This window comes from Streptomyces endophytica (assembly GCF_026153355.1).
Classification (GTDB): domain Bacteria; phylum Actinomycetota; class Actinomycetes; order Streptomycetales; family Streptomycetaceae; genus Streptomyces; species Streptomyces endophytica.
The window spans coordinates 511,872-534,136 of record NZ_CP110636.1 but is presented as its reverse complement, the minus strand read 5'-3'; the positions used below and the strand labels follow the sequence as shown (position 1 = coordinate 534,136).

Here is a 22,265-nt window from a genome sequence, read left to right as displayed (position 1 = left end):
CTTGACCGTCACTCATGGGGCAATGCCTGGCGTCGCCGCCATGAACTCCGCCTCGACGAGCGCCACTCCTCTGCCGGCGCCGGGCTACGAGCTCGGTGCGGCGACGTACCCGGGTCCGCAACCTCCGCGATCTGCTCGCCTCCGGGGTCACCGTCGAGGACACACCGGCCGGCCGGCACACGCCGTCCAGCGCACGCCGCCCGGACCGCGCCGCCTAGACCAGGCTGTCCCGCCACGCCTGGTGCAGGGCGGCGAACCGGCCGCGGTCCTTGACGAGTCGGTCCGGGGGGCCGTCCTCGACGATCCGGCCGTCGGCCATGACCAGGACCCGGTCGGCGATCTCGACGGTGGACAGGCGGTGCGCGATGACCACGGCCGTACGGCCCCGCAGGACGGTGTCCATGGCGCGCTGGACCGCGCGTTCACCGGGGATGTCCAGGGAGCTGGTCGCCTCGTCGAGGATCAGCACGGCAGGGTCGGCGAGCAGCGCCCGGGCGAAGCCGACGAGCTGGCGCTGGCCGGCGGATATCCGGCCGCCCCGCTTGCGCACGTCGGTGTCGTAGCCGTCCGGCAGGGCGGTGATGAAGTCATGGGCGCCGATGGCCTTCGCGGCGCTCTCGATCTCCGCGCGGGTGGCGTCCGGGCGGCCGAGGGCGATGTTGTCGGCGACCGTGCCGGAGAACAGGAACGCCTCCTGGGTGACCATCACGACGGCGCGGCGCAGCTCCGCCGTGGACAGCTCGCGCAGCTCGACGCCGTCGAGCAGGACCCGGCCCTCGGTCGGGTCGTAGAAGCGGGCCAGCAGCTTGGCGAGGGTGGACTTGCCGGCGCCGGTGGCGCCCACCACGGCGACCGTCGAACCCGCCGCGAGGGTCAGGTCGAAGCGGGGCAGCACCTCGCCGCCGGTCCGGTAGGCGAAGCGGACCTCGCGGAACGCCACCTCGCGGCCCGGCCGGCCGGACGCGACGGCCGGCAGCCCGGCGGGGGCGGACGGTTCCGGGACCGACGGGCGCTGGGCGAGCAGACCGGCGATCTTCTGCAGCGAAGCGGCGGCGCTCTCATAGGCGTTGAGGAACATGCCGAGGCGGTCGATGGGGTCGTAGAGCCGGCGCAGATAGAGCACCGCGGCCGCCAGCACGCCCAGCGCCAGGCCGCCCGTGGCCACGCGGTACGCGCCCCACAGGACGATCGCGGCGACCGCGACGTTGGCGGCCAGGCGGGAGAGGACGACATAGCGCGCCATCTCCAGGAACGCGTCGCCGTTGACGCGCTCGTGGCGGTGGTTGAGCTTGGCGAATGCCGCGTCGTTGGACCGCTCGCGGCGGAACGCCTGCACCGGGCGGATGCCGTTGAGGGTCTCGGTGAACTGCACGATGACGCCCGCCATCGCCGTCGACTTTGCGCTGTAGACGCGGTGGGAGCGGCGTCGGTACGCGCGCACCTGGAGCGCCAGCGGGGCGGCGGAGACGAGCGCGGCCAGGCCGAAGCCCCCGTCCAGGAAGAGCAGGGTCACGGTGATGTAGACCGTCGACAGGGCGATGGTGATCAGTTCCTGGATGCCCTCGTCGAGGAGTTCGCGCAGCGACTCGACGTCGGTGGTGGCCCGGGATATCAGCCGGCCGGAGGTGTAGCGCTCGTGGAAGTCCAGGCTGAGCGCCTGGCCGTGCCGGAAGATCCGGCCCCGCAGGTCCACCAGGACGTCCTGGCTGATCAGGGCGGAGAGCCGGATGAAGCCCCACTGCAGCCCGCCGGACGCCGCGGCGCACAGCACGGCCACCACCGCCACGGCCACCAGCGGCCCGTGGTCGCCCGCCCGCAGCGCCGGCACCGCCCGGTCCAGTGCGTAGGCGACCAGCAGCGGGCCGGCCTGCACGGCGGCCTGCTGGAGGAGCAGCAGGACGGCGACCACACCGACGCGGCGGCGGTGCGGCGCCAGCAAGGAGGCGAGCAGCGAACGGGCGGCGTTCCGGGGAGCGGGCAGCCGGTCCCGTTCGAAGGCGTCATCGGCCTTTGGCGGCTGCCCCGGGGAGTGGTCCGGGTCGGTGGGGAGCTGCCGCGCCGCGCCGGGGTCGGGCTCGGGGGCGTCGGACGGGCGGCCGGTCGTGGTGGTGGTCATCGGGCGGCCTCTTCCTCGCCGGACATCAAGGTGGCGTATTCGGCGTTGTCCCGGAGGAGTTCGTGGTGGGTGCCGACGGCGGCGATCCGGCCGCCGGAGAGCAGTGCCACGCGGTCGGCGAGCAGGACCGTGGACGGGCGGTGGGCGACGACCAGGGCCGTGGTCGTCGCCAGGACCTGGCGCAGCGCCGCCTCCACCAGGGCCTCGGTGTGCACGTCGAGGGCGGAGAGCGGATCGTCGAGGATCAGGAAGCGGGGCCGGCCGACCACCGCGCGGGCCAGCGCCAGCCGCTGCCGCTGTCCGCCGGACAGGCTCAGGCCCTGCTCGCCGACCGGGGTCGCGCCGCCCTGCGGCAGCGCGTCGACGAACCCGTCGGCCTGCGCCACCCGCAACGCCCGCCGCAGATCCTCCTCTTGGGCGTCGGCCGTGCCCATGAGGACGTTCTCGGCGGCGGTCGCGGAGAACAGCGTGGGTTCCTCGAAGGCCACCGCGACCAGCGAGCGGACCTCGTCGCGGCCGATCGCCGCCAGATCGCGGCCATCGAGGGTGATCCGGCGGCGGTCGGGTCGTACAGCCGCGGCACCAGCGCCGTGAGCGTGGTCTTGCCGCTGCCGGTCGCGCCGACCAGGGCCATCGTCTCGCCGGGCCGGATGTGCAGGGTGACGTCCTGGAGGGTGGGCGGGGTGTCCGGCGGGGCATCGGGGTAGCGGAACTCCACCCGGAGAAGACCAGACCGCCGGATGCCGACCGGGGCCGCTCCCCGCCCGCCCGCTCGCCGCCGGCCGGCGGTACGTCGCGCACCTCCGGCTCGCCCGCCACCGGCGCGTCGCTCGTCACCGCCGCGTCCGCCACCGGCGCGTCGCGCACCTCCGGTTCGTCCATCACCTCGAAGTACCGGTCGGTGGCCGTGGCCGCCTCGTTGCTCATGGCCAGCAGGAAGCCGATCGACTCCACCGGCCAGCGCAGCGCCAGCGCCGTCGACAGGAACGCGACGAGCGTGCCCGCGGACAGCACGCCGTCGGCCACCTGGACCGCGCCGAGCACCAGCGCGGCGCCGAGCGCGCACTCCGGGAGGGTGGTGTTCAGCCCCCATATCCAGGCCAGCAGCCGCGCCTTGCGCAGCTCGGAGGCGCGCAGCCGGCCGGTCAGCTCCTTGAAGGCCCGGGCCTGGCTGCGGTGGCGCCCGAAGCCCTTGATGATCCGGATGCCGAGCACCGACTCCTCGACCACGGTGGTCAGATCGCCGATCTGGTCCTGGACGACGCGGGCCGCCCGCCCGTACTTCGCCTCGAAGACCGAGCACAGCACCAACAGGGGCAGCAGCGGCGACAGCAGCACCAGCCCCAGCGACCAGCGCTGGGCCACCAGAAGCACCCCGCCCACCAGGATGGTCACGCCGTTGACCAGCAGGAACGTCAGGGGGAAGGTGAGGAACATGCGCAGCATCTGCAGGTCGGTGGTGCCCCGCGACAGCAGCTGGCCCGACGGCCAGCGGTCGTGGAAGGCGACCGGAAGCCGCTGCAGCCGGCGGTAGAGCGCCGCGCGCATCGCCGCCTCCACCCCGAGAGCGGGCGCGCCACCAGCCAGCGCCGCAGCCCGAACAGCAGCGCCTCGGCGAGCCCGAGCAGCAGCAGGAAGCCGCCGCCCAGCCACACCCGCCCGTGTCACCCGCCGCGACCGGCCCGTCCACCAGCCACTTGAGCACCAGCGGGATGACGAGGCTGACGCAGGAGGCCACCACCGCCACGAACGCGGCCGTGAACAGCCGCGCCCGCACCGGCCGCACGAACGGCCACAGGCGCAACAGCGAGCGCACCGCGGAGCGTGGGGATAAGGACGTCGGGTCGGTCGGGTTCGTCGCGTACGTGGTATCAGCCATCACTCGCGAGAGTAAGGCGCACCACTGACAACGCTCAGCTGGATTTCGGCGGGCCGCGGCCGGCACCCGTCAGTTCACGCCGCGCCGGCCCCCGCGCCGCCCGGCACCGGCCCGCACCGCCCCGGCCTCAGCCCGGCACCGCCCGGAACAGCACCACCGACCGCCCCTCCAGCGTGCGCGTGCCACCCGCCGGGCAGGGCGGTTCGCCGGCGGTGGGCTGCTCCTCGCGGGCGGTGTCCACGAGGAGTTCGTAGGTCTGCGCCCAGGGCGGACCGGGGAGGGTGATCTCGCGGGGGCGGGCGGCGGCGTGCAGGACGGCGAGGAAGCTGTCGTCGACGATGCGGACGCCCCGTTCGTCGCGCTGGGAGATGTCGTTCCCGGAGAGGTACATGCCGAGCGTCGCCCCCGGGGTGTACCAGTCCTGTTCGGTCATCTCCGTGCCGTCCGCGGTGAACCAGGCCAGATCACGCAGCCCGCCCTGTTCGTGCGGCCGCCCGGAGAAGAACGCCCGGCGGCGCAGTACGGGGTGGGCGCGGCGCAGCGTGATCAGCCGGGCGGTGAGGTCGGCCAGCGGCCGCCAGCGGGGGTCCTCCAGGAGCGACCAGTCCAGCCAGCCGGTGGGGTTGTCCTGGCAGTAGGCGTTGTTGTTGCCGTGCTGGGTGCGGCCCATCTCGTCGCCGGCCACCAGCATCGGCACGCCGGTGGACAGCAGCAGGGTGGTCAGGAAGTTGCGCAGCTGGCGGTGGCGCAGCGCGGTGACCTCGGGGTCGTCGGTCTCGCCCTCGGCGCCGCAGTTCCAGGACCGGTTGTCGTTGTTGCCGTCCCGGTTGTTCTCGCCGTTGTCGCCGTTCCGTTTGTGCTCGTAGGTGACCAGGTCGCGCAGGGTGAAGCCGTCGTGCGCGGTGATGAAGTTGACCGACGCGTACGGGCGGCGGCCGCCCCAGGCGTAGAGGTCGCTGGAGCCGGAGAGCCGGTAGCCCAGGTCGCGCACGTCGTGCTGGGCGCCGCGCCAGAAGTCGCGGACGGTGTCGCGGTAGCGGTCGTTCCACTCCGTCCACAGGGGTGGGAAGGCGCCGACCTGATAGCCCCCGGAGCCGACGTCCCACGGCTCGGCGATCAGCTTGACCCGGCGCAGCACGGGGTCCTGGGCGATCACGGCGAGGAACGGGGAGAGCATGTCGACGTCGTGCATCGAGCGGGCCAGCGCGGCCGCCAGGTCGAAGCGGAAGCCGTCCACGCCCATCTCGGTGACCCAGTACCGCAGGGAGTCCGTGATCAGCCGCAGCACGTGCGGCTGGACGACGTGCAGGGTGTTGCCGCAGCCGGTGTAGTCGGCGTAGCGGCGGGCGTCGCCGGCCAGCCGGTAGTAGCCGCGGTTGTCGATGCCCCGCAGGGAGAGCGTCGGGCCCATTTCGCCGGCCTCCGCGGTGTGGTTGTAGACCACGTCGAGGATCACCTCGATGCCCGCGTCGTGCAGCGCCCGCACCATCCGCTTGAACTCGCCGACCTGCTGCCCGCGGGTCCCGGTGGCGGCGTAGCCGGCGTGCGGCGCGAAATAGCCGATGGAGTTGTAGCCCCAGTAGTTGCGCAGCCCCCGGCGCACCAGGTGGTCCTCATGGGCGAACTGGTGGACCGGCAGCAGCTCGACCGCCGTGACGCCGAGCCGGACCAGGTGGTCCAGCGCGGCGGGGTGCGCCAGCCCCGCGTACGTGCCGCGCAGCCGCTCCGGAATACCGGGGTGACGCATCGTGAAACCGCGTACGTGCAGCTCGTAGAGGACCGAATCCGGCCACGGGGTCTTCGGGCGGCGGTCGTCGCGCCACTCGTCGTCGCCCTCCTCACCGGCGTCCTCGCCGACCACGACGCCCTTGGGGACGAACGGCGCGGAGTCCCGGTTGTCGCGGACCGTGTCGGCGAGGTGCTGGTCCGGCCAGTCCCGGACGTGCCCGTAGAGCTGGGCCGGCAGCGCGGTCCCGGGGCCGGCCGGTTCCGTACGGCGGCCGAAGTCGCCGTCGACGGCCCTGGCGTACGGGTCGAGCAGCAGCTTCGCCGGATTCCAGCGGGCGCCGGACCAGGGGTCCCAGCGGCCGTGCACCCGGTAGCCGTACCGCCGGCCGGGGCGCACACCGGGCAGGAAGCCGTGCCAGATCTCGTGGGTCAGCTCGGTCAGCGGATGGCGGGTCTCCCGTTCCTCCTCGTCGAACAGGCACAGCTCCACGGCCTCGGCACCGCCCGCCCACAGGGCGAAGTTGGTGCCGGCGACCCCGTCGGGGCCGGTGCGGTAGCGCGCCCCAGGGGGGTGGGGGCGCCGGGGCGGATGTCCGCGGGCGGGGCGAGGGGCTCGTCCGCCACCGCCTCTTGTTCGGGTGCGCTCGACACGTGCCGGCCTCCTGCGGCTCATGGCTCGGTCGGGCGGTGCCCGCGCACGGAGTCCCGGCCGCGCGTACGTTCCCGCCCTCCCCGTTGTTCTTCCCGCAACCGGCCGTTGCCTCACGTTTCCCCGCGCGGGGGCTCGGCGCGCCGCCCCCGGAGCCCTCCGTGGCGGGACAAACGGATGGATCCGCACGCGACATACCCCCGTCACTCCCCACCATCATTCACAATTCGGTATATGACCGCCCATCAGCAGGAACGTGCAGGGGGACGAGCGAAGCACCACCGGAACGTCCGCGCCCGCGTCGCCCGCGCCGTCGTGGCCTGGCTCGCCGGGACGGTGGCACTGGCCGGCTGCGGGGACACCGAGGCGCTCATCGGCGGCGCCCCGCGCACCCCGGAGGAGGCGATCAGGATCGTCCCGGAGAACGGCGCGCGCGGCGTACGGGCCAACCGGCGGTTCGAGGTCCGGGTGCCGGAGGGGCGGCTGGAGCGGGTGCACGTCACCCGCACCGCGGGAGCCGGCCGGCAGCCGGTGGTCGGCCGGATCTCACCGGACGGCATGGTCTGGCGCCCCGTCGCCGGCCCGCTCCGGCCCGGCACGACGTACACCGTCGACGCGGTCGCCCTGGACGGCGCCGGCCACCGCGCCACCCGCCGCACCACCTTCACCACCGCCCCGCCGGTCCACCGCGTCACCGGCTCGTTCTCACCGCAGGGCGACGCCACGGTCGGCACCGGCCTGATCTTCTCGATGGTCTTCAACCGCCCGATCGCCGACCGCGCGGCCGTCGAGCGCGCCGTCCGGGTGAGCGCCCAGCCCCGCGTCGAGGTCGCCGCCCACTGGTTCGGCCGCCGCCGCCTCGACTTCCGCCCCCGCGACCGCTGGCGGCCGGGCACCAGGATCACGGTGGAGCTCCGGCTGCGCGGTGTGAAGGCCGCACCGAGCGCCTACGGGACGCAGCGCCGGACCGTCCACTACCGGGTGGGCCGCGACCAGGTCAGCTTCATCGACGCCGCGCGGCACACGATGACGGTGCGCCGGGACGGACGGACCGTCGCGGTGCTGCCGGTCACCGCGGGCGACGCCGAGAACCCCACGTACAATGGGCGGATGGTCATCCTGGAGCGGCACTCGCTGACGCGGATGGACGGCGGCACGGTCGGCTTCGGCGGCGAGTACGACATCCCCGACGTGCCGCACGCCATGCGCCTGACCAGGTCCGGGACCTTTCTGCACGGCAACTACTGGGCGCGGCCCGAGGTCTTCGGTGGCCTCAACACCAGCCACGGCTGCGTCGGCCTCAAGGACATCAAGGGCGGCGGCCCGCACACCCCGGCCGGCTGGTTCTTCGCCCAGTCGATCGTCGGGGACACCGTGATCGTCCAGAACTCACCGGAGCGGCTGGTCGCACCGGACAACGGCCTGGGCGGCTGGAACCTGTCCTGGGAGCAGTGGCGGTCCGGCTCCGCGCTGCACTGACCGGCTCCGCGCTGCACTGACCGGCGCCGGAGGCTCCGCGACCGCGCCGGAGCGGCTCCGGCGGGCGTGCCCGGCCCCCGCTCCCGCTCACCCCCGCACTTGGGACTAAACGGTGACATCCGCGGGGAGTTCACATGTCAGTGCGGTGTGGTTATCTAACGCCAGGCGCGCGGTCCTCCGCGTCGCGCGCGGGGGAGTGCGGGCCGTACGAGGGGAAATGGGGCCAGTGGTGAACGTCCAGCCGAATCCGGGGGTGCCGGCGCGCCGGCACCGGGGGCCGCGCGCCGGCGGCGCACCGCTCGCGTTGCTGCTCGGCGCGACGCTGATGCTGGTGAGCGCGTGCGGTGGCGACGACGGAGACGACGGGAAGCCGGCCGGCAAGGCCGGCGGCGACAAGGCGGCCTCGCAGGCCGCGGTGACGATAGCCCCAAGGACGGCGCGGACGGCGTGGCCACCAGTGGCGCGCTGAAGGTGACCGCCGGCAAGGGCCGGCTCAAGACCGTCAAGGTCACCGACGGCAAGGGCAACGCGGTCGACGGGAAGATATCCGGCGACGGCGCGCTGTGGCAGCCGAGCGGTCATCTGGGCGCCTCGACGAAGTACACCGTCGACGCGGTCGCGGTGGACGGCCGGGGCCGGGAGGCCGCCGAGCACTCCACGTTCACCACCCTCGTCCCGAAGAACACCTTCATCGGCCAGTACAGCCCGGAGAACGGCCAGCAGGTCGGCGTCGGCATGCCGGTCTCGATCCGCTTCACCCGCGGCATCACCCGTCCCGAGGCGGTGGCGGACGCCATCAAGGTCACCGCCAGCCCGTCGGTCCCGATCGAGGGCCACTGGTTCGGCAACGACCGGCTGGACTTCCGCCCGGAGAAGTACTGGGCGCCCGGCACCAAGGTCACCCTCAAGCTCGACCTCGACGGCGTCGAGGGCCGCCCCGGTGTCTACGGCACCCAGGCCAAGCAGGTCTCCTTCACCGTCGGCCGCAGCCAGGTCAGCACGGTCGACGCGGAGAAGAAGACGATGACCGTGGTCCGCGACGGCAAGAAGATCAAGACCGTCCCGATCACCGCGGGCGCGCCCGGTACGGAGACGTACAACGGCACGATGGTGGTCAGCGAGAAGCACCTGGTGACGCGGATGAACGGCGACACGGTCGGCTTCGGCGGCGAGTACGACATCAAGGACGTCCCGCACGCCATGCGGCTGAGCAACTCCGGGACGTTCATCCACGGCAACTACTGGTCCGGCCGGCCGACGTTCGGCACCCGTAACGCCAGCCACGGCTGCGTCGGCCTGTTCGACCAGCGCGGCGGCGGCGACGGCTCCACCCCGGCGGCGTGGTTCTTCCGGAATTCCCTCGTCGGCGATGTCGTCATCGTCAAGAACTCGCACGACGAAACGATCCAGCCGGACAACGGCTTCAGCGACTGGAACCTCTCCTGGGAGAAGTGGAAGGCCGGCCAGTAGGGCGCCGGTGGCGAGCGGGCGGGGGAGCGGCGGGAAACGGCCGGAAGGCGACCGGGGCCGGGCACTGTGACGGAGCGCACCGGTCCGCCCGCCGTTAACGCGTACTAACCTTCCGGCATGACTGTGAATCTTGAGGTCGCCGAGGGTGTCGGCACCATCCGCCTGGACCGCCCGCCGATGAACGCACTCGACATCGCCACCCAGGACCGGCTGCGCGAGCTGGCCGAGGAGGTCACCCGCCGCGACGACGTGCGCGCGGTCGTCGTCTGGGGCGGCGAGAAGGTCTTCGCGGCCGGCGCGGACATCAAGGAGATGCAGGTCATGGACCACGCGGCGATGGTCGTGCGGTCCAAGGCGCTGCAGGACGCGTTCACCGCCGTGGCCCGGATCCCCAAGCCGGTGGTCGCCGCGGTCACCGGCTACGCGCTCGGCGGCGGCTGCGAGTTGGCGCTCTGCGCCGACTTCCGGATCGCCGCCGACAACGCCAAGCTCGGCCAGCCGGAGATCCTGCTCGGCCTGATCCCGGGCGCCGGCGGCACCCAGCGGCTGGCGCGGCTGGTGGGCCCGTCCAAGGCCAAGGACCTGATCTTCACCGGCCGCCAGGTGAAGGCCGAGGAGGCGCTCGCCATCGGACTGGTCGACCGGGTGGTGCCGGCCGCCGAGGTCTACGAGCAGGCGCACGCCTGGGCGGCGCGGCTGGCGGCCGGACCGGCGCTGGCGCTGCGGGCCGCGAAGGAGTCCGTCGACGCCGGACTGGAGACCGACATCGACACCGGCCTGACGATCGAACGGAACTGGTTCGCCGGGCTGTTCGCGACCGAGGACCGGGAGATCGGGATGCGCAGCTTCGTCGAGGAGGGCCCCGGCAAGGCCAAGTTCCTCTGATACGCGCGGTGTTGACGGGACACAGGAGGTTTGGCCGGGACCCGATGCCCCGTGTGGGCGAATCGCGGAAAACGTAACTCCGGCTCACACAGGCCCTGTTGACGCATCGGATTGATCATTCGTATGCCCGGTGTCGTCGCAGGTCAGTGGCGGGATCCCGGAACCTCTGCTGCCGCTGGCATATGTCTCCGCCGGGGTCCGGAGCCGTCGTTTCCGGGCGACGGATTCCGTCGGTTCCGCCCCCGTGACCGTCAAGTAGCAGCCATGATGGGGGGCATGGCGGGCCTCGAAGGTATGGAGCAGCCGCGGCCGCGGAGCGATCCGGCCGCCGCGCGGTGGGGCATCCCCGGTGCGGACCGGACCCCGGCGCCGGCTCCCGGCAGACCGGGTGCGGTAACCGTCGACCTGGTGGCCGAGCCGACCCTCGGCGAGGTCCGGCTGCCGTCCCGTCCGCAGTCCGCGGGTATCGCCCGCCGGCTGACCGCCGCCGTCCTCCTGAAACAGTGGTCCCTGACGCCCCAGCTCGCCGAGCAGGCCGTGCTGCTGGTCTCCGAGCTCGTCGGCAACGCCGTACGCCACACCGGCGCCCGGACCCTGGCGCTGCGGATGCTGCGCCGCCGTGGCTGGATCCGCATCGAGGTGCGCGATCCGTCCCGCGGGCTGCCCTGTCTCATGCCCGTCCAGGACCTGGACATCAGCGGGCGCGGACTGTTCCTCGTCGACACGCTCTCCGACCGGTGGGGCGTGGACCTGCTGCCGCGCGGCAAGACCACCTGGTTCGAGATGCGGGTCGGCGACCGCTGAACGCCCCCTCCGGCCGGTGCTCCGGTCGCGCGGTGGCGGTCCGTAGGATGGGCTGTTCCTGCGCGCGACCGGTACGGAGAGGAGGGACATGCACCAGCTGCGGCGATCGGCCGGCCTGATGCTGCTGCTCCTCCTCGCGGTGACCTTCGGTCCGCTGCTGTGCCGGACCGGCCTCGAAGCGGTGGCCCCGGCCGGCCGTACGGCAGCGCCGGCGGCCGTGGCGACGGCCGTGACCGCGACCGACGGGCGGCCCGGTGCGAAGCCGGTGGCCGCCGCTCCGGCCGCCCCGCTGACGGCCCCTCCGGTCGCCGCCGACGCGGGGAAGCGGTGCTCGGACCGGCATGCGCCCGGCCCCGACGAGTCCGCGCCGCTGCCCACCCCGCACCGCGGTGAGCCGTTGGCTCCCGCGCCGACCGCCGGCGCCGGGCCGCTCGCCGCCGACGCGCCCGCCCAGTTCGCGCTGGCCCGTCCGCCGACGGGCCGCGCCCCCGCCACCGACCCCACCGCGCTCCTGCCCGTACTGCGGATATAGGCCGCCGGCCACTCGCACCCGGCCGAATTCCCTCTCCGTACGTCAGGAGCTTCCGCATGCCCGCAAACGCTTCCCCCACCCGCAAACTGGCCGCCATCGGCGCGGTCCTGGCCCTCGTCGTGGCGCTGGTCGCCATCGGCGTCGCCGTCGGCAGGACCATCGAGGGCGACCGCGACACCGCCCGCGGCGGCGCGCCCGAGGCCGCCGCCTCGCCCCGGTCCGAGGAGGACCCCGACCAGCAGAAGATGTTCGACGACCTCGCCCGGCGGACCAGCCGGCGCACCGCCGGCGACCCACTGGCCGTCGGCAAGAAGGACGCCCCGGTCGTCCTGGTCGAATACGCCGACTACCAGTGCTCGTTCTGCGGCCGCTTCACCCGTGAGACCCAGCCCGAGCTGATCAAGAAGTATGTCGACGCGGGCACCCTGCGCATCGAGTTCCGCAACTTCCCGGTCTTCGGCGCCGACTCCGAGCGGGCCGCCCGTGCCTCCTGGGCGGCCGGCCGGCAGGGCCGGTTCTGGCAGCTGCACGACACGCTGTACGCCAAGACCCGCAAGGGCGCGGCGCTGGCCGAGGACAAGCTCGTCGAACTGGCCGAGGAGAGCGGGGTGCCGGACCTCGACAGGTTCCGCAGCGACCTGAAGAGCGCGGACGCCGAGCGGGCGCTGAAGAAGGACCAGGACGAGGGCTACCGGCTCGGGGTGCAGTCCACGCCGTCCTTCCTGATCAACGGCCGGCCGGTGGCCGGGGCCCAGCCCACCGAGGTCTTCGCGCAGGCGATCCAGGACGCCGTGGCGCGGGCCGGCAAGGGCGGTGCGGGGGCCGGGAAGTGACCGACATCGGCTACCTCGCGGCGTTCCTCGGCGGGGTGCTGGCGCTGATCAGCCCCTGCAGCGCACTGCTGCTGCCGGCGTTCTTCGCCTACTCGCTCACCGGCACCGGCCGGCTGCTGGCCCGCACCGGGGTGTTCTACCTGGGGCTGGCCACCACGCTCGTACCGCTCGGCGCGGCGAGTACGGCGGCCAGCCGGCTGTTCAACGGCCACCGCGACCTGCTCATCACCCTCGGCGGCTGGACGGTCATCGCGATGGGGCTCGCCCAGATCCTCGGCCTGGGTTTCGCCTCCCGCCGCGCGCAGGCCGCGGCGGCCCGGATCACCCCGCGGTCGGCGGTCACCACCTTCCTCCTCGGCTGCGTCTACGGCCTGGCGGGCTTCTGCGCAGGCCCGATCCTCGGCGCGGTGCTGACCGTGACGGCGGTCAGCGGCTCGCCGGTGTACGGCGCCTCGATGCTGGCGGTCTACGCCCTGGGCATGGCGCTGCCGCTGTTCGTGCTGGCGCTGTTCTGGGACCGCTTCCGGCTCGGGTCCCGCGGCTGGCTGCGCGGCCGGGAGTTCACCCTGGGGCGGCTGCGGCTGCACACCACGTCGGTGGTGTCCGGGGTGTTCTTCCTCGGCATCGGCGTGCTCTTCCTGTGCTTCAACGGGACCAGCGCGCTGCCCGGCATCCTCGACGCCGACGCCGAATTCCGGGTCGAGGAATGGGCGGCCCGGCTCGGGAACGGCGTGCCGGACTACGCCCTGATCGCGGTGGCCGCCCTGGCCGTCGCCGCGCTGCTGGGGCGGATCGCCCTCCGGCCGGAGAAGCGACCGGAGGACGGGGACGGCGAGGCACCGCCCCCGGCGGGCCGGTAGCCGGACACGCCCCCGCTGCTCCCGGCCCGCCGCGGCGGTGGCCCCTTGCGCGTCTCTCGTGCGGCGGGGCTGCCGCCGCGGCCGGGCGTCAGGCGCTCAAGGGGCGGCGCCAGCGGGGATGCGGGCGGGCGAACCGGCGGATGTGCGGGCTGTGCGCATCCGCCCGGCGCCGGCGGTCGTTGCAGAGCAGGCACTTGCCGTAGCCCGGCGGGAGGGGTCCTCCGGGTCGCCGTAGAGCGGGTCGACCGCGCCGTGCGGATGCAGGGCGCAGCCGGTCGGGCCGGTCTCGGCGCCCAGCGAACTGGCGGCGGTCAGTGCTTGCCGGAGGACGTCGACGAGTTGGTCCGCGTCGTGCCGGTTGGGCGCGGACTGGAGGGCGGTGGTCAGGTCGGAGGCGGTGGTCAGCGCGGTCTGGAGTTCGCGCAGGTGTGCGTAACCCATGCCTTGGAGCGTAGGCGGACCCACTGACAGTTGATCTTCCGATCGCACTTCGCGGCTTCCCATGCCCGCATCCATGCCCGCCCACGCCCACGATTTAGCACCGTAAGGGTGACCGTCCCCTTGCGGGTGCATGACGGGCGGGGTAAAGCGCCGGCGGCCGGGCCGGCCGCCGGCTTCGCGACTACGGCGCCACCGGCAGTGCCCGCTTGTGGGCCGTGAGGCGGTAGCGGCGGGCGATGGCCTCGAAGGCGGGGGTGGGGACCGGGTTGCCTTCCAGGAAGTCGTCGATCTGGTCGTAGGTCACGCCGAGGGCGTCCTCGTCCGGCTTGCCCGGGTCGAGGGTCTCCAGGTCGGCGGTCGGCACCTTCGTGACGAGCTCCCGCGGGGCGCCCAGCGCCGCCGCCACCGCGCGCACCCGGCGCTTGGTGAGACCGGTCAGCGGCACGACGTCGGCCGCGCCGTCGCCGAACTTGGTGAAGAAGCCGGAGACCGCCTCGGCCGCGTGGTCGGTGCCCACGACCAGTCCGTCGTGGGCGCCCGCGACCGCGTACTGCGCGATCATGCGCTGCCGTGCCTTGATGTTGCCCTGCACGAAGTCCTGGTGGTGCGCGTCGCGGAAGACCAGCCCGCCGTCCACCGCGGCCTGCAGCGCCGCGTCGCTCGCCGGGCGGACATCGACGGTCAGCTCCCGGTCGGCGCGGATGAACTCCAGCGCGCGCTGGGCGTCCTTCTCGTCCGCCTGGACGCCGTAGGGCAGCCGCATCGCGTAGAACGTCGCCTCGTACCCCTCGGCCCGGGCCCGCTCCACGGCGAGCTGGCACAGCCGGCCGGTGGTGGTCGAGTCGACGCCGCCGCTGATGCCCAGGACCAGCGAGCGCAGGCCCGAGGAGGTCAGCTGCTCCGTGAGGAAGGCCACCCGGCGCTCGATCTCCTGCTCGGCGTCGAAGGACGCGGTCACCTGGAGATCCCGGGCGATCTCCTGCTGCAGGGCCATGGACGCCGGGTCGGTCACGGCTGCTCCTTTTCCGCTCGGATTCGTTTCCGTACGCGCGCGCATTTCGTTCCTGCGCGAGGGGTCCCGTACGGAAGGGATGTGGGCCTGGTCACGCCATGCGCGCTTCGGTCACCGGTTGTTGCCTTTCGGCGTACGAAACGTGGCGCGAGGTCGCGCTGTGTTCGTCGCCGGCATACGGACGGTGGCCGTGAGCGCGCTTTCGCGTGCCGTAGGAAACTTTATGCCGGGTGCGCCCACTTCTTCAGAGCGGTCCTGCTCGAAAAGTTCGCGACGTCCTTGTCCAGCGGGTGGTCGGTGTACTGGTGGATGCGCCACTTCGCCTTGATCCGCGGGTGCCCGGCGGTGACGTAATCGGCGATCCACAGGCCGTCGGCCGCGTAGGACGTGGTGTCGTGGTGGAGCCAGAATTCGCGGTTGCAGTAGAGCATCACACGGTGCTTGGGGCGGAGCTTCTTCACCTCGACCAGGAACTGGTCCTTCTGCGCATTGCTGGCGTGCGTCCCGTCTCCGGTGCTCTCCCAGTCGCAGGCCAGGATGTCGCCCGGGACCGAGGCGCACTTCGCCACGAAATACCGCGCCTGGGCGGAGATGTTGCCCGGCCACAGGAAGTGGTAGAAACCCACCACGCAGCCCGCTTTACGGGCCCTCACGGCCTGGGTGTTCTGGTGCGGATTGATGTAGGAGCGGCCTTCGGTCGCCTTGACGAAAACGAAGTCCAGCCCCTCGGTGGAATACGAGGTGTTGTAGGAGCTGACATCGACACCGTGCAGCATGAGTGGCCTCCTGCCGATCGGACCTGCGGATGCGAAGCGCCAACTGCTCGAAACGTCAACTGCGTTGCCACGAGTGCCGTGCTGTGCCGTGCGGTTCCCTGCCTGCCGTGCCCGTGCCGTCCCCGTGCCGTGTGTGTTCCGCGTTCGTGCGCGCCCCGCGTTCTCGGTCTTCCCGTTTTTGAGTCTTCCCGTTCCTGACCGGACGTACGTTCCCCACGGGCCGTCAGTTCACCGCGGATCGGAGGATGACGGCCCGGCGGGCGGGTGCGGGAGGAGGGGGACCGTCAGCGGCGCAGTGCGCGGCGCAGGACGGCGCGGGCCCGGCGCCGGGCGCGGCCGATGACGCGGTGGGCCGCGCGGCGGATCCGGGTGGAGCGCAGCTCCTCGAAGAGGAGCTGGTAGCGCTCGGAGATCGGTTCGGGGTCGTAACGGCGGGCGCTCTCCCGCGCGGCCTCGGCCATCGTCCGGCGGCGCACCGGGTCCTCGATGAGGCCGAGCAGTCCGGTGGCGAGCGCCCGGCCGTCGCCGGGCGGCACCAGCAGGCCGTCCCTGCCGTCGTCGATGATCTCGGCCGGTCCCAGCGGGCAGTTGGTGCTGACGACCGGCACACCGCAGCGCATCGCCTCGACGAGCGTCATGCCGAACGACTCGGCGTCCGAGGCGGAGGCCACGATCGACGCCTTGGCGAACTCCGCCTCGATCGGCGAGCGCGGCCCGGTCAGTTCGGCGCGTTCGGTCAGCCCGAGCCCGTCGATCAGCCCCTGGAGCGCGGCGCGTTCGGCGCCACCGCCGTGTATCCGCAGCCGCCAGTCGGGGTGCTTGGCGGAGACCGCGGAGAACGCCTCGATCAGCAGGTCGAAGCGCTTGCCGCGGACCAGCCGGCCGGCCGCCGCTATCACCTTCGCGGTGCCGTCGGAGGGCGCGACGGGCGGTGCGGGCACGATGTTGGGTACCGCCAGGACCCGTACGCCGGGCAGCGGCATCCGGGCGCGGTAGACCGCCGCGTCCGCCTCGGTGGTGGTGACCAGCGCGTCCAAGTGCCGGTAGTGGCGGGCGAGTTCGGCGCGCAGTCGCTTGCTGTGCGCGTCGTGGCGCAGGTGTTCCTGGGCGATCCGCAGGGCGCGGCGGGGGCCGAAGCGCGCCAGGTAGACGTTGATGCCGGGGCGGGTGCCGATCAGGACGTCGGCGTCGGTGGTGCGCAGGTACTCCGCGGCACGGACGTCGACGAGCCGGCTGTACTGGTGGTGCCGCTTCTCGGCGAGCGGGAAGTCCTCGGCGGGCTCGCCGAACCGCGGGTCCGCCATGTCGTCGCTGCCCACCCGGGTGTCCACCAGGGGTACCAGCCGCACCCGGGGGTCGAGGGTGAACCGCGGGACCTCCCGGTGGCGCAGCATCGAGACGATCTCGACCTCGACGCCGGGCCGGCCGGCGAGCGCGGCGGCGAGGTTGAAGGTGGTGCGGATGGTGCCGCCGATGGCGTACGCGTTGTGCAGCAGGAGGGTGATCTTCATCCGGAGTGGTGTCTTCCCGAGGTCTGCCCAGTCGTGGGGACCGGCGGGTCCCGCACCACGGCCGGCCGCCGCGGCCGGCCCGTCCGGCACGGGGGCCACCGTGTCGGCAAGGGGTAAGCCGACTGCGTGGCAGGGGTGAGAGGCCGGTAAGAACCACGGGTGAGAGCCGGGTAAGAAACCCGCCGCCGGGCCGGCCGCCCGCCGCCGCCCCGCCGTGGCCTTGGCAGACTTGCCGGGTGACCCATTCCGTACTGCTGGCCGAGGACGACCGCCCCATCCGCACCGCCCTGGAGCGTGCCCTGACCCTGGAGGGGTACCGGGTCACCGCGGTCGCCGACGGGATCCAGGCGCTGGCCGCCGCGCACCGCGAGCGGCCGGACGTGATCCTGCTGGACGTGATGATGCCGGGCATCGACGGGCTGCAGGTGTGCCAGGTGCTGCGGGCCGAGCAGGACCGCACCCCGATCCTGATGCTGACCGCCCGGGTCGAGACCGCGGACCGGATCGCCGGTCTGGACGCCGGGGCGGACGACTACGTGGTCAAGCCGTTCGAGGTCGAGGAGGTCTTCGCCCGGCTGCGGGCGCTGCTGCGGCGGACCACGGCGGGCGGGGCCGAGGCGGCGGTGGGCGGCGCTGCCGGGGCGGCTCCCGGGCCGGGCGGGGACGAAGCGGCCGGCGGGTACGACGTGCGGGCGGCGGACAGCGGGGTCGTGGAGGCCGCGGACCTGCGGATCGACGGGCCCTCGCGCCGCGCCTGGCGCGGGGACCGGGAGCTGGAGCTGACCCGGACCGAGTTCGAGCTGCTGGAGCTGCTCGCCCGGAACGCCGGGATCGTCCTGGACCACTCGACGATCTACGACCGGATCTGGGGCTACGACTTCGGGCCGGGCTCCAAGAACCTCGCGGTGTACGTCGGCTACCTGCGGCGCAAGGTCGACGTCCCGGGCAGCCGCCCGCTGATCCACACGGTACGGGGCGTCGGCTACGTCCTGCGGGAGGACTGACGTGCCCGCGCGGCTGCGGGCCTGGTTCCGGTCCCGGGCCGGCGCCTGGCGGGACCGCGGGCGGACGGCCTGGCTGCGCACCCGCCGGCCGGCCAGTCTGCGGACCGCCTTCGCGGTGGCGTTCGCGACCGGGGCCGCGGTGGTCACCGTGCTCGTGGGGTTCCTCAGCTACGACGCGGCGGCGCGGCTGGTGCGGGTGGACGAGAGGTCGGTGTTCTCCGAGGTCGTCCGAGATCTGCGCACCCAGGTGCAGGAGAAGGAGTTCGGGCCGGCCGACTACGCGACCTCCGACCCGGACCACGACGGGCCGCGCGACGACCTGACCCGGCCGACCCGTACCGATGTGCAGATCCTGGGTGCCGGCGGCCGGATCGTGGAGCTGGGGCGCCCGGCCCTGCCGGCCGGTGCCGCCGAGCGGCGGATCGCCACCGATCCGCAGGCCGGCCGGTACGCGAAGCGGGAGGCGGACATCGGCGACGACGAGTACCACGTCGCGACCGTCGCGCTCGGTGACGGCCGCGGGGCGGTGCAGGTCGCCCAGAAGTTCAGCGAGACCGAGGACCTGCTGTCGGCGCTGCAGCAGCGCACCGTCCTGCTGGCGGCGGTGGTCATCGCGCTGGCCGGCACGGTCGGCTGGTGGCTGGCGCGCCGGATCACCGGGCGGCTGGTGCGCCTGACGTCGGTCGCGGAGAGCGTCGCCGAGCACGGGCGGCTGGACGTGCCGGTGCCGGTGGCCGGCCGGGACGAGGTCGCCCGGCTGGGGCGGGCCTTCGACGACATGCTGGGGCGGCTGGCCAGCGCCGTCCAGGACCAGCAGCGCCTCGTGCAGGACGCCGGGCACGAGCTGCGCACCCCGCTGACCTCGCTGCGCACCAACATCTCGCTGCTGAAGCGGTTCGAGGACCTGCCGCCGGACGCCCGCGAGGAGCTGCTCGCCGACCTGGCGGGTGAGGCCCGGGAGCTCAGCGATCTGGTCAACGAGCTGGTCGGGCTGGCGGCCGGGCAGCGCGACGACGACCCGCTGTCGGAGGTGAGCCTGGCGGAGGTCGCGGAGAAGGCGGCCGCGTCGGCCCGCCGCCGCACCGGCCGTGAGATCACCGTACGGACCCTCCGCCCGGCGGTCGCCTGGGGGCGGCCGGCCGCGCTGAACCGGGCGATCGGCAATCTGCTGGAGAACGCCGCCAAATTCGACGCGGGCGGCATCGAACCGATCGAGGTGCGGGTCACCGGCGCCCGGATCGAGGTCCTCGACCGGGGCCCGGGGATCGCCGAGGCCGACCTCACCCGGGTCTTCGACCGCTTCTACCGCTCGGCGGCCGCCCGTGGGCTCCCGGGCTCGGGTCTCGGCCTGGCCATCGTCCGGGAGATCGCCACCGCCCACGGCGGCCACGCCTTCGCGGCCGCCCGCCCCGGCGGCGGCGCCGTCCTGGGCTTCACGGTCGGCCGGGGATACGCCCACTGACCGGGCCCGGGCCGGTGGGCCGGCCCCGTCCCTCAGCGGGCCTCGCCCTGGGCCACCTCCACCGACGCATGCAGGTCCGCCGCGGCGTCCAGGGCGGCCGCCGCGGAGAACGTGACGCAGCTGAGCAGGGCCGCGGCGACGAGCCGGCGGCCGCGGAAGCCGGACCGTGTCCGGGGGCGGCCGGCGGCCGGTCCGGAGCCGAGCAGCGCGGCGACCCGGCGCGGCACCGGGCCGGTGGTCGCGGCGAGGACCGTACGGGGGCGGTTCGGTGCCGGGGCGTGCGGGCCGGCGGCCAGAGCGGCGCGGCCGATGGCGCGGGCGGTCACCCGGCGGTCGCCGACCCGGGCGGCGGCCGCCTCGTCCGCCCAGCGCTCCAGGGCGTACGCCAGCGGCGCCCGCAGGCCGTGGAGCAGCGGATGGCAGACCTCGGCGAGCGCGGCGGCGAGCAGGAAGAGGTGGTGCCGGGCGGCCAGATGGGCGCGCTCGTGGGCGAACAGCGCCTCGCGCTCGGCGGCGGGCAGCGCCCGCAGCATCCCGGCGGTGACCACGACCCGGCCCGGCCGCCCCGGGAGGGCGTACGCGTCGGGTTCGGCGTCCGGCAGCACGCACAGATCGCCGGAGACCGGGTGCGGTGCGGTGGCGCGCCGGGCCGTGCGCAGTTCGGTGCGGTGGCGGCGGGCGCGGTACGCGGCGGCGAGGGCGCAGGCGGCCAGCAGGACGCCGGCGGCCCCGGCGGCGGGGAGCATGACGGCCGGATCGCCGTCGGCCAGCGGGAGGGAGAGGTGGCCGAGGGCGGCGACCGGCGGCAGCCGCAGTGCCCCGGCGGCCGCCAGCAGGCCGAGCGCGGCGGTCGTGCAGCCGGCGAGCAGGGCGGCGCAGCCGGTCAGCAGCCAGGCCGCGGCGCGCGGCGGCAGCGACTCGGCCAGCCGGCGGGCGGCGGGCACCGCGAGCAGCGGCATCAGCAGCGGGATCCAGACGGCGATGATCACGGGGCGGCCCCCGGGGCGGGCGGTGTCCCCTGTGGGGCGTCCCCGGCGCTCTCCAGCAGGGAGCGCAGCAACTGCTCGTCCTCGCGGGTGAGCTGGGAGACGAAGCGGGCGAGCGCGGTGCCGCGGTCGTGCTGTTTGTCGAGCTCGCTGCGCATCCGCCGGGCGGTCAGCCCCGCGGAGTCCTGTATCGGGGAGTACACGAAGCCGCGGCCCGCCCGGGAGCGGGACACCGCGCCCTTGTCGTGCAGCCGGGACAGGATCGTCGTGACGGTCGTACGGGCCAGCCGGCCGCCGAGGGCGCTCTGCACCTCGGCCGGGCTGAGCGGTCTCTCGGCCGTCCAGAGCGCGGCGAGCACGCTCGCCTCCAGCTCACCGGAGGGGCGCCGCTGCACGGGTGGTGTCTCCGACATGGGAACGCCCTTCACCTGCTCGTCGTCTACAGTTCCGTAGACCGTCTACGTGACTGTAGTCGGTCGGGCCGGTCGCACGGCAGGCCCGCAACCCATTATGGGAGGGGCCACCGACATGGCCGTAGCCGCGGCGTTCGCGCAGGTCACAGCCGCGACGGGCATGGGCCAGGCGGTCGACGTGCTCGACGCCGGCTCGCTGCTCGCCGCGTTCGGGGCGCTCGGCGTCGCCGTCGTCCTGTTCGCCGAGACCGGACTGCTGGTCGGGTTCTTCCTGCCCGGCGACTCCCTGCTCTTCACCGCCGGGCTGCTCTGCGCCCCGGGCGCCGGCGGCGCTGTGCACCTCGCCCTGCCCCAGGTGCTCCTCGCCGCCGCGGCCGGCACGCTCGCCGGCTCCCAGACCGGCTACTGGCTGGGCCGGCGCGGCGGCCGCGCCCTGCTGGCCCGCAGCCGCGCCCGCAAACTGCACGAGGCCGCCGCCCGCGCCGAGGAGTACCTCGCCCGCTACGGCCACGCCAAGGCCATCGTCCTCGCCCGCTTCGTGCCGATCGTGCGCACCGTCCTGAACCCGCTGGCCGGGGCCCTGCACGTGCCCGCCCGCACCTTCACCCTCTGGCAGATCACCGGCGGACTGGTCTGGACGCTCGGCCTCACCCTCGCCGGATACGCCCTCGGCTCGTCCGTCCCGAACGTCGACCGCTATCTGCTGCCGCTGGTGGCCCTCGTGGTGGCGGTGTCGCTGACCCCGATCGCCCTGGAGGTGCTGCGCGCCCGCCGGCGCCCGGCGACGGCCGATCCGGAGGAGCAGCACCCGTGACCCCCCTCGCCCTCGGCGGAGCCTCCCTCGACGGCGCCGCCTACACCTGGATCACCGGCCTCGCGCACCGCGCCCCGCACGGCCTGAACACCGCTGTCGCCGCCTGGAGCGACTACGGCCTGGCGCTCTTCGCCGTGCTGATGCTGCTCGCCTGGTGGCGGGCGCGCCGCCGTGGGCCCGGCGCGATGGCCACGGCCCTGGCCGCCCCCGCGACCGTGGTGGTCGCCTACGCCGCCAACGACCTGGTCAAGAGCCTCTTCGACGAGCAGCGGCCGTGCCGGACGCTGCACACCCTCACCGTGGAGGCCTGCCCCGGGCCCGGCGACTGGTCCTTCCCCAGCAACCACTCCGCCATCGCCGCGGCCGCCGCGGTCGCGCTCCTCCTGTGCGACCGGCAGCTCGGCCGGATCGCCGCCGTGGCTGCCGTCCTGATGGCGGCCTCCCGGGTCTGGATCGGCGCCCACTACCCGCACGACGCCGCCGTCGGCCTGCTCACCGGCGGCCTGGTGGCCTGGGCCCTCACCCCGCTCGCCCACCGCGCGGCCCCCGCCGTCGCCCGGCTCCGCGCCACCCGGCTGCGCCCCCTGGTGGCCGCGCGGTGACCGCGCCGG

18 protein-coding genes and 3 pseudogenes are annotated in these 22,265 nt (G+C 74.0%); 12 read left to right on the top strand and 9 right to left on the bottom strand.

Features of this window, described 5'->3' with window-relative positions:
• Positions 1-95 precede the first annotated feature (95 nt).
• Positions 96-218, top strand: a complete 123-nt coding sequence (locus tag OJ254_RS02390) for a hypothetical protein (RefSeq protein ID WP_265361047.1) — start codon at positions 96-98, stop codon at positions 216-218.
• Here OJ254_RS02390 and OJ254_RS02385 read toward each other — a convergent pair.
• The 3 genes and pseudogenes from OJ254_RS02385 to glgX all read right to left on the bottom strand — a co-directional run bounded on the left by OJ254_RS02385 (position 215) and on the right by glgX (position 6,396).
• Positions 215-2,116, bottom strand: coding sequence for an ABC transporter ATP-binding protein (locus OJ254_RS02385; RefSeq protein WP_265361046.1), 1,902 nt, complete (start codon positions 2,114-2,116; stop codon positions 215-217). The two genes, OJ254_RS02390 and OJ254_RS02385, sit on opposite strands and share 4 nt — an antisense overlap.
• Positions 2,113-3,995, bottom strand: a pseudogene (locus OJ254_RS02380) (ABC transporter ATP-binding protein). The gene OJ254_RS02385 and the pseudogene OJ254_RS02380 overlap by 4 nt, the downstream one beginning before the upstream one ends.
• A 127-nt stretch (positions 3,996-4,122) precedes the next feature.
• Positions 4,123-6,396 (bottom strand): glycogen debranching protein GlgX, encoded by a 2,274-nt coding sequence (glgX, locus tag OJ254_RS02375; RefSeq protein WP_265361045.1) that lies wholly within the window; start codon positions 6,394-6,396, stop codon positions 4,123-4,125.
• A gap of 210 nt (positions 6,397-6,606) precedes the next feature.
• Here glgX and OJ254_RS02370 point away from each other — a divergent pair, with 210 nt between their 5' ends.
• From OJ254_RS02370 to OJ254_RS02340, 7 genes and pseudogenes are all read left to right on the top strand, one after another.
• Complete coding sequence (locus OJ254_RS02370) at positions 6,607-7,851, top strand: L,D-transpeptidase (RefSeq protein WP_265361044.1); 1,245 nt, start codon at positions 6,607-6,609, stop codon at positions 7,849-7,851.
• A gap of 325 nt (positions 7,852-8,176) precedes the next feature.
• Positions 8,177-9,321: pseudogene (locus OJ254_RS02365) on the top strand (L,D-transpeptidase).
• A gap of 117 nt (positions 9,322-9,438) precedes the next feature.
• Positions 9,439-10,206: an enoyl-CoA hydratase/isomerase family protein gene (locus tag OJ254_RS02360; protein ID WP_265361043.1), complete on the top strand. Its 768-nt coding sequence runs from the start codon at positions 9,439-9,441 to the stop codon at positions 10,204-10,206.
• Positions 10,207-10,470: 264 nt separating this feature from the next.
• Positions 10,471-11,010, top strand: coding sequence for an ATP-binding protein (locus OJ254_RS02355; RefSeq protein ID WP_423835806.1), 540 nt, complete (start codon positions 10,471-10,473; stop codon positions 11,008-11,010).
• Positions 11,011-11,098: 88 nt separating this feature from the next.
• Positions 11,099-11,542, top strand: coding sequence for a hypothetical protein (locus tag OJ254_RS02350; RefSeq protein ID WP_265361042.1), 444 nt, complete (start codon positions 11,099-11,101; stop codon positions 11,540-11,542).
• Between the two features lie 56 nt (positions 11,543-11,598).
• The gene (locus OJ254_RS02345; RefSeq protein WP_265361041.1) at positions 11,599-12,375 is read left to right on the top strand and encodes a DsbA family protein; all 777 of its coding nucleotides are present in this window, start codon (positions 11,599-11,601) and stop codon (positions 12,373-12,375) included.
• Positions 12,372-13,235, top strand: a complete 864-nt coding sequence (locus OJ254_RS02340; RefSeq protein WP_265361040.1) for a cytochrome c biogenesis CcdA family protein — start codon at positions 12,372-12,374, stop codon at positions 13,233-13,235. Before OJ254_RS02345 ends, OJ254_RS02340 begins: the two co-directional genes overlap by 4 nt.
• Positions 13,236-13,323: 88 nt before the next feature.
• On the opposite strand, the pseudogene OJ254_RS02335 reads toward OJ254_RS02340, so the two are convergent.
• The 4 genes and pseudogenes from OJ254_RS02335 to OJ254_RS02320 all read right to left on the bottom strand — a co-directional run bounded on the left by OJ254_RS02335 (position 13,324) and on the right by OJ254_RS02320 (position 16,975).
• Positions 13,324-13,676, bottom strand: a pseudogene (locus tag OJ254_RS02335) (hypothetical protein).
• 181 nt (positions 13,677-13,857) lie between these two features.
• The gene (gene nadE / locus OJ254_RS02330) at positions 13,858-14,688 is read right to left on the bottom strand and encodes an ammonia-dependent NAD(+) synthetase (protein WP_279349583.1); all 831 of its coding nucleotides are present in this window, start codon (positions 14,686-14,688) and stop codon (positions 13,858-13,860) included.
• Positions 14,689-14,909: 221 nt separating this feature from the next.
• The gene (locus tag OJ254_RS02325; protein ID WP_265361039.1) at positions 14,910-15,464 is read right to left on the bottom strand and encodes a GH25 family lysozyme; all 555 of its coding nucleotides are present in this window, start codon (positions 15,462-15,464) and stop codon (positions 14,910-14,912) included.
• A gap of 284 nt (positions 15,465-15,748) precedes the next feature.
• Positions 15,749-16,975: a glycosyltransferase family 4 protein gene (locus OJ254_RS02320; RefSeq protein WP_265361038.1), complete on the bottom strand. Its 1,227-nt coding sequence runs from the start codon at positions 16,973-16,975 to the stop codon at positions 15,749-15,751.
• Between the two features lie 236 nt (positions 16,976-17,211).
• Between OJ254_RS02320 and OJ254_RS02315 the strand changes: the two genes are divergently transcribed.
• Positions 17,212-17,979 (top strand): response regulator transcription factor, encoded by a 768-nt coding sequence (locus tag OJ254_RS02315; RefSeq protein ID WP_265361037.1) that lies wholly within the window; start codon positions 17,212-17,214, stop codon positions 17,977-17,979.
• 1 nt (position 17,980) lies between these two features.
• Positions 17,981-19,441: a sensor histidine kinase gene (locus tag OJ254_RS02310; protein ID WP_265361036.1), complete on the top strand. Its 1,461-nt coding sequence runs from the start codon at positions 17,981-17,983 to the stop codon at positions 19,439-19,441.
• 32 nt (positions 19,442-19,473) lie between these two features.
• Here OJ254_RS02310 and OJ254_RS02305 read toward each other — a convergent pair whose 3' ends face one another.
• Positions 19,474-20,430, bottom strand: a complete 957-nt coding sequence (locus tag OJ254_RS02305; protein ID WP_265361035.1) for a M56 family metallopeptidase — start codon at positions 20,428-20,430, stop codon at positions 19,474-19,476.
• Positions 20,427-20,840: a BlaI/MecI/CopY family transcriptional regulator gene (locus tag OJ254_RS02300; protein WP_265361034.1), complete on the bottom strand. Its 414-nt coding sequence runs from the start codon at positions 20,838-20,840 to the stop codon at positions 20,427-20,429. Before OJ254_RS02300 ends, OJ254_RS02305 begins: the two co-directional genes overlap by 4 nt.
• A 115-nt stretch (positions 20,841-20,955) precedes the next feature.
• On the opposite strand from OJ254_RS02300, the gene OJ254_RS02295 reads away from it, so the two are divergent.
• Complete coding sequence (locus tag OJ254_RS02295) at positions 20,956-21,654, top strand: DedA family protein (protein ID WP_265361033.1); 699 nt, start codon at positions 20,956-20,958, stop codon at positions 21,652-21,654.
• Positions 21,651-22,256, top strand: a complete 606-nt coding sequence (locus OJ254_RS02290; protein WP_265361032.1) for a phosphatase PAP2 family protein — start codon at positions 21,651-21,653, stop codon at positions 22,254-22,256. The genes OJ254_RS02295 and OJ254_RS02290 overlap by 4 nt, the downstream gene beginning before the upstream one ends.
• Positions 22,257-22,265: the final 9 nt, after the last annotated feature.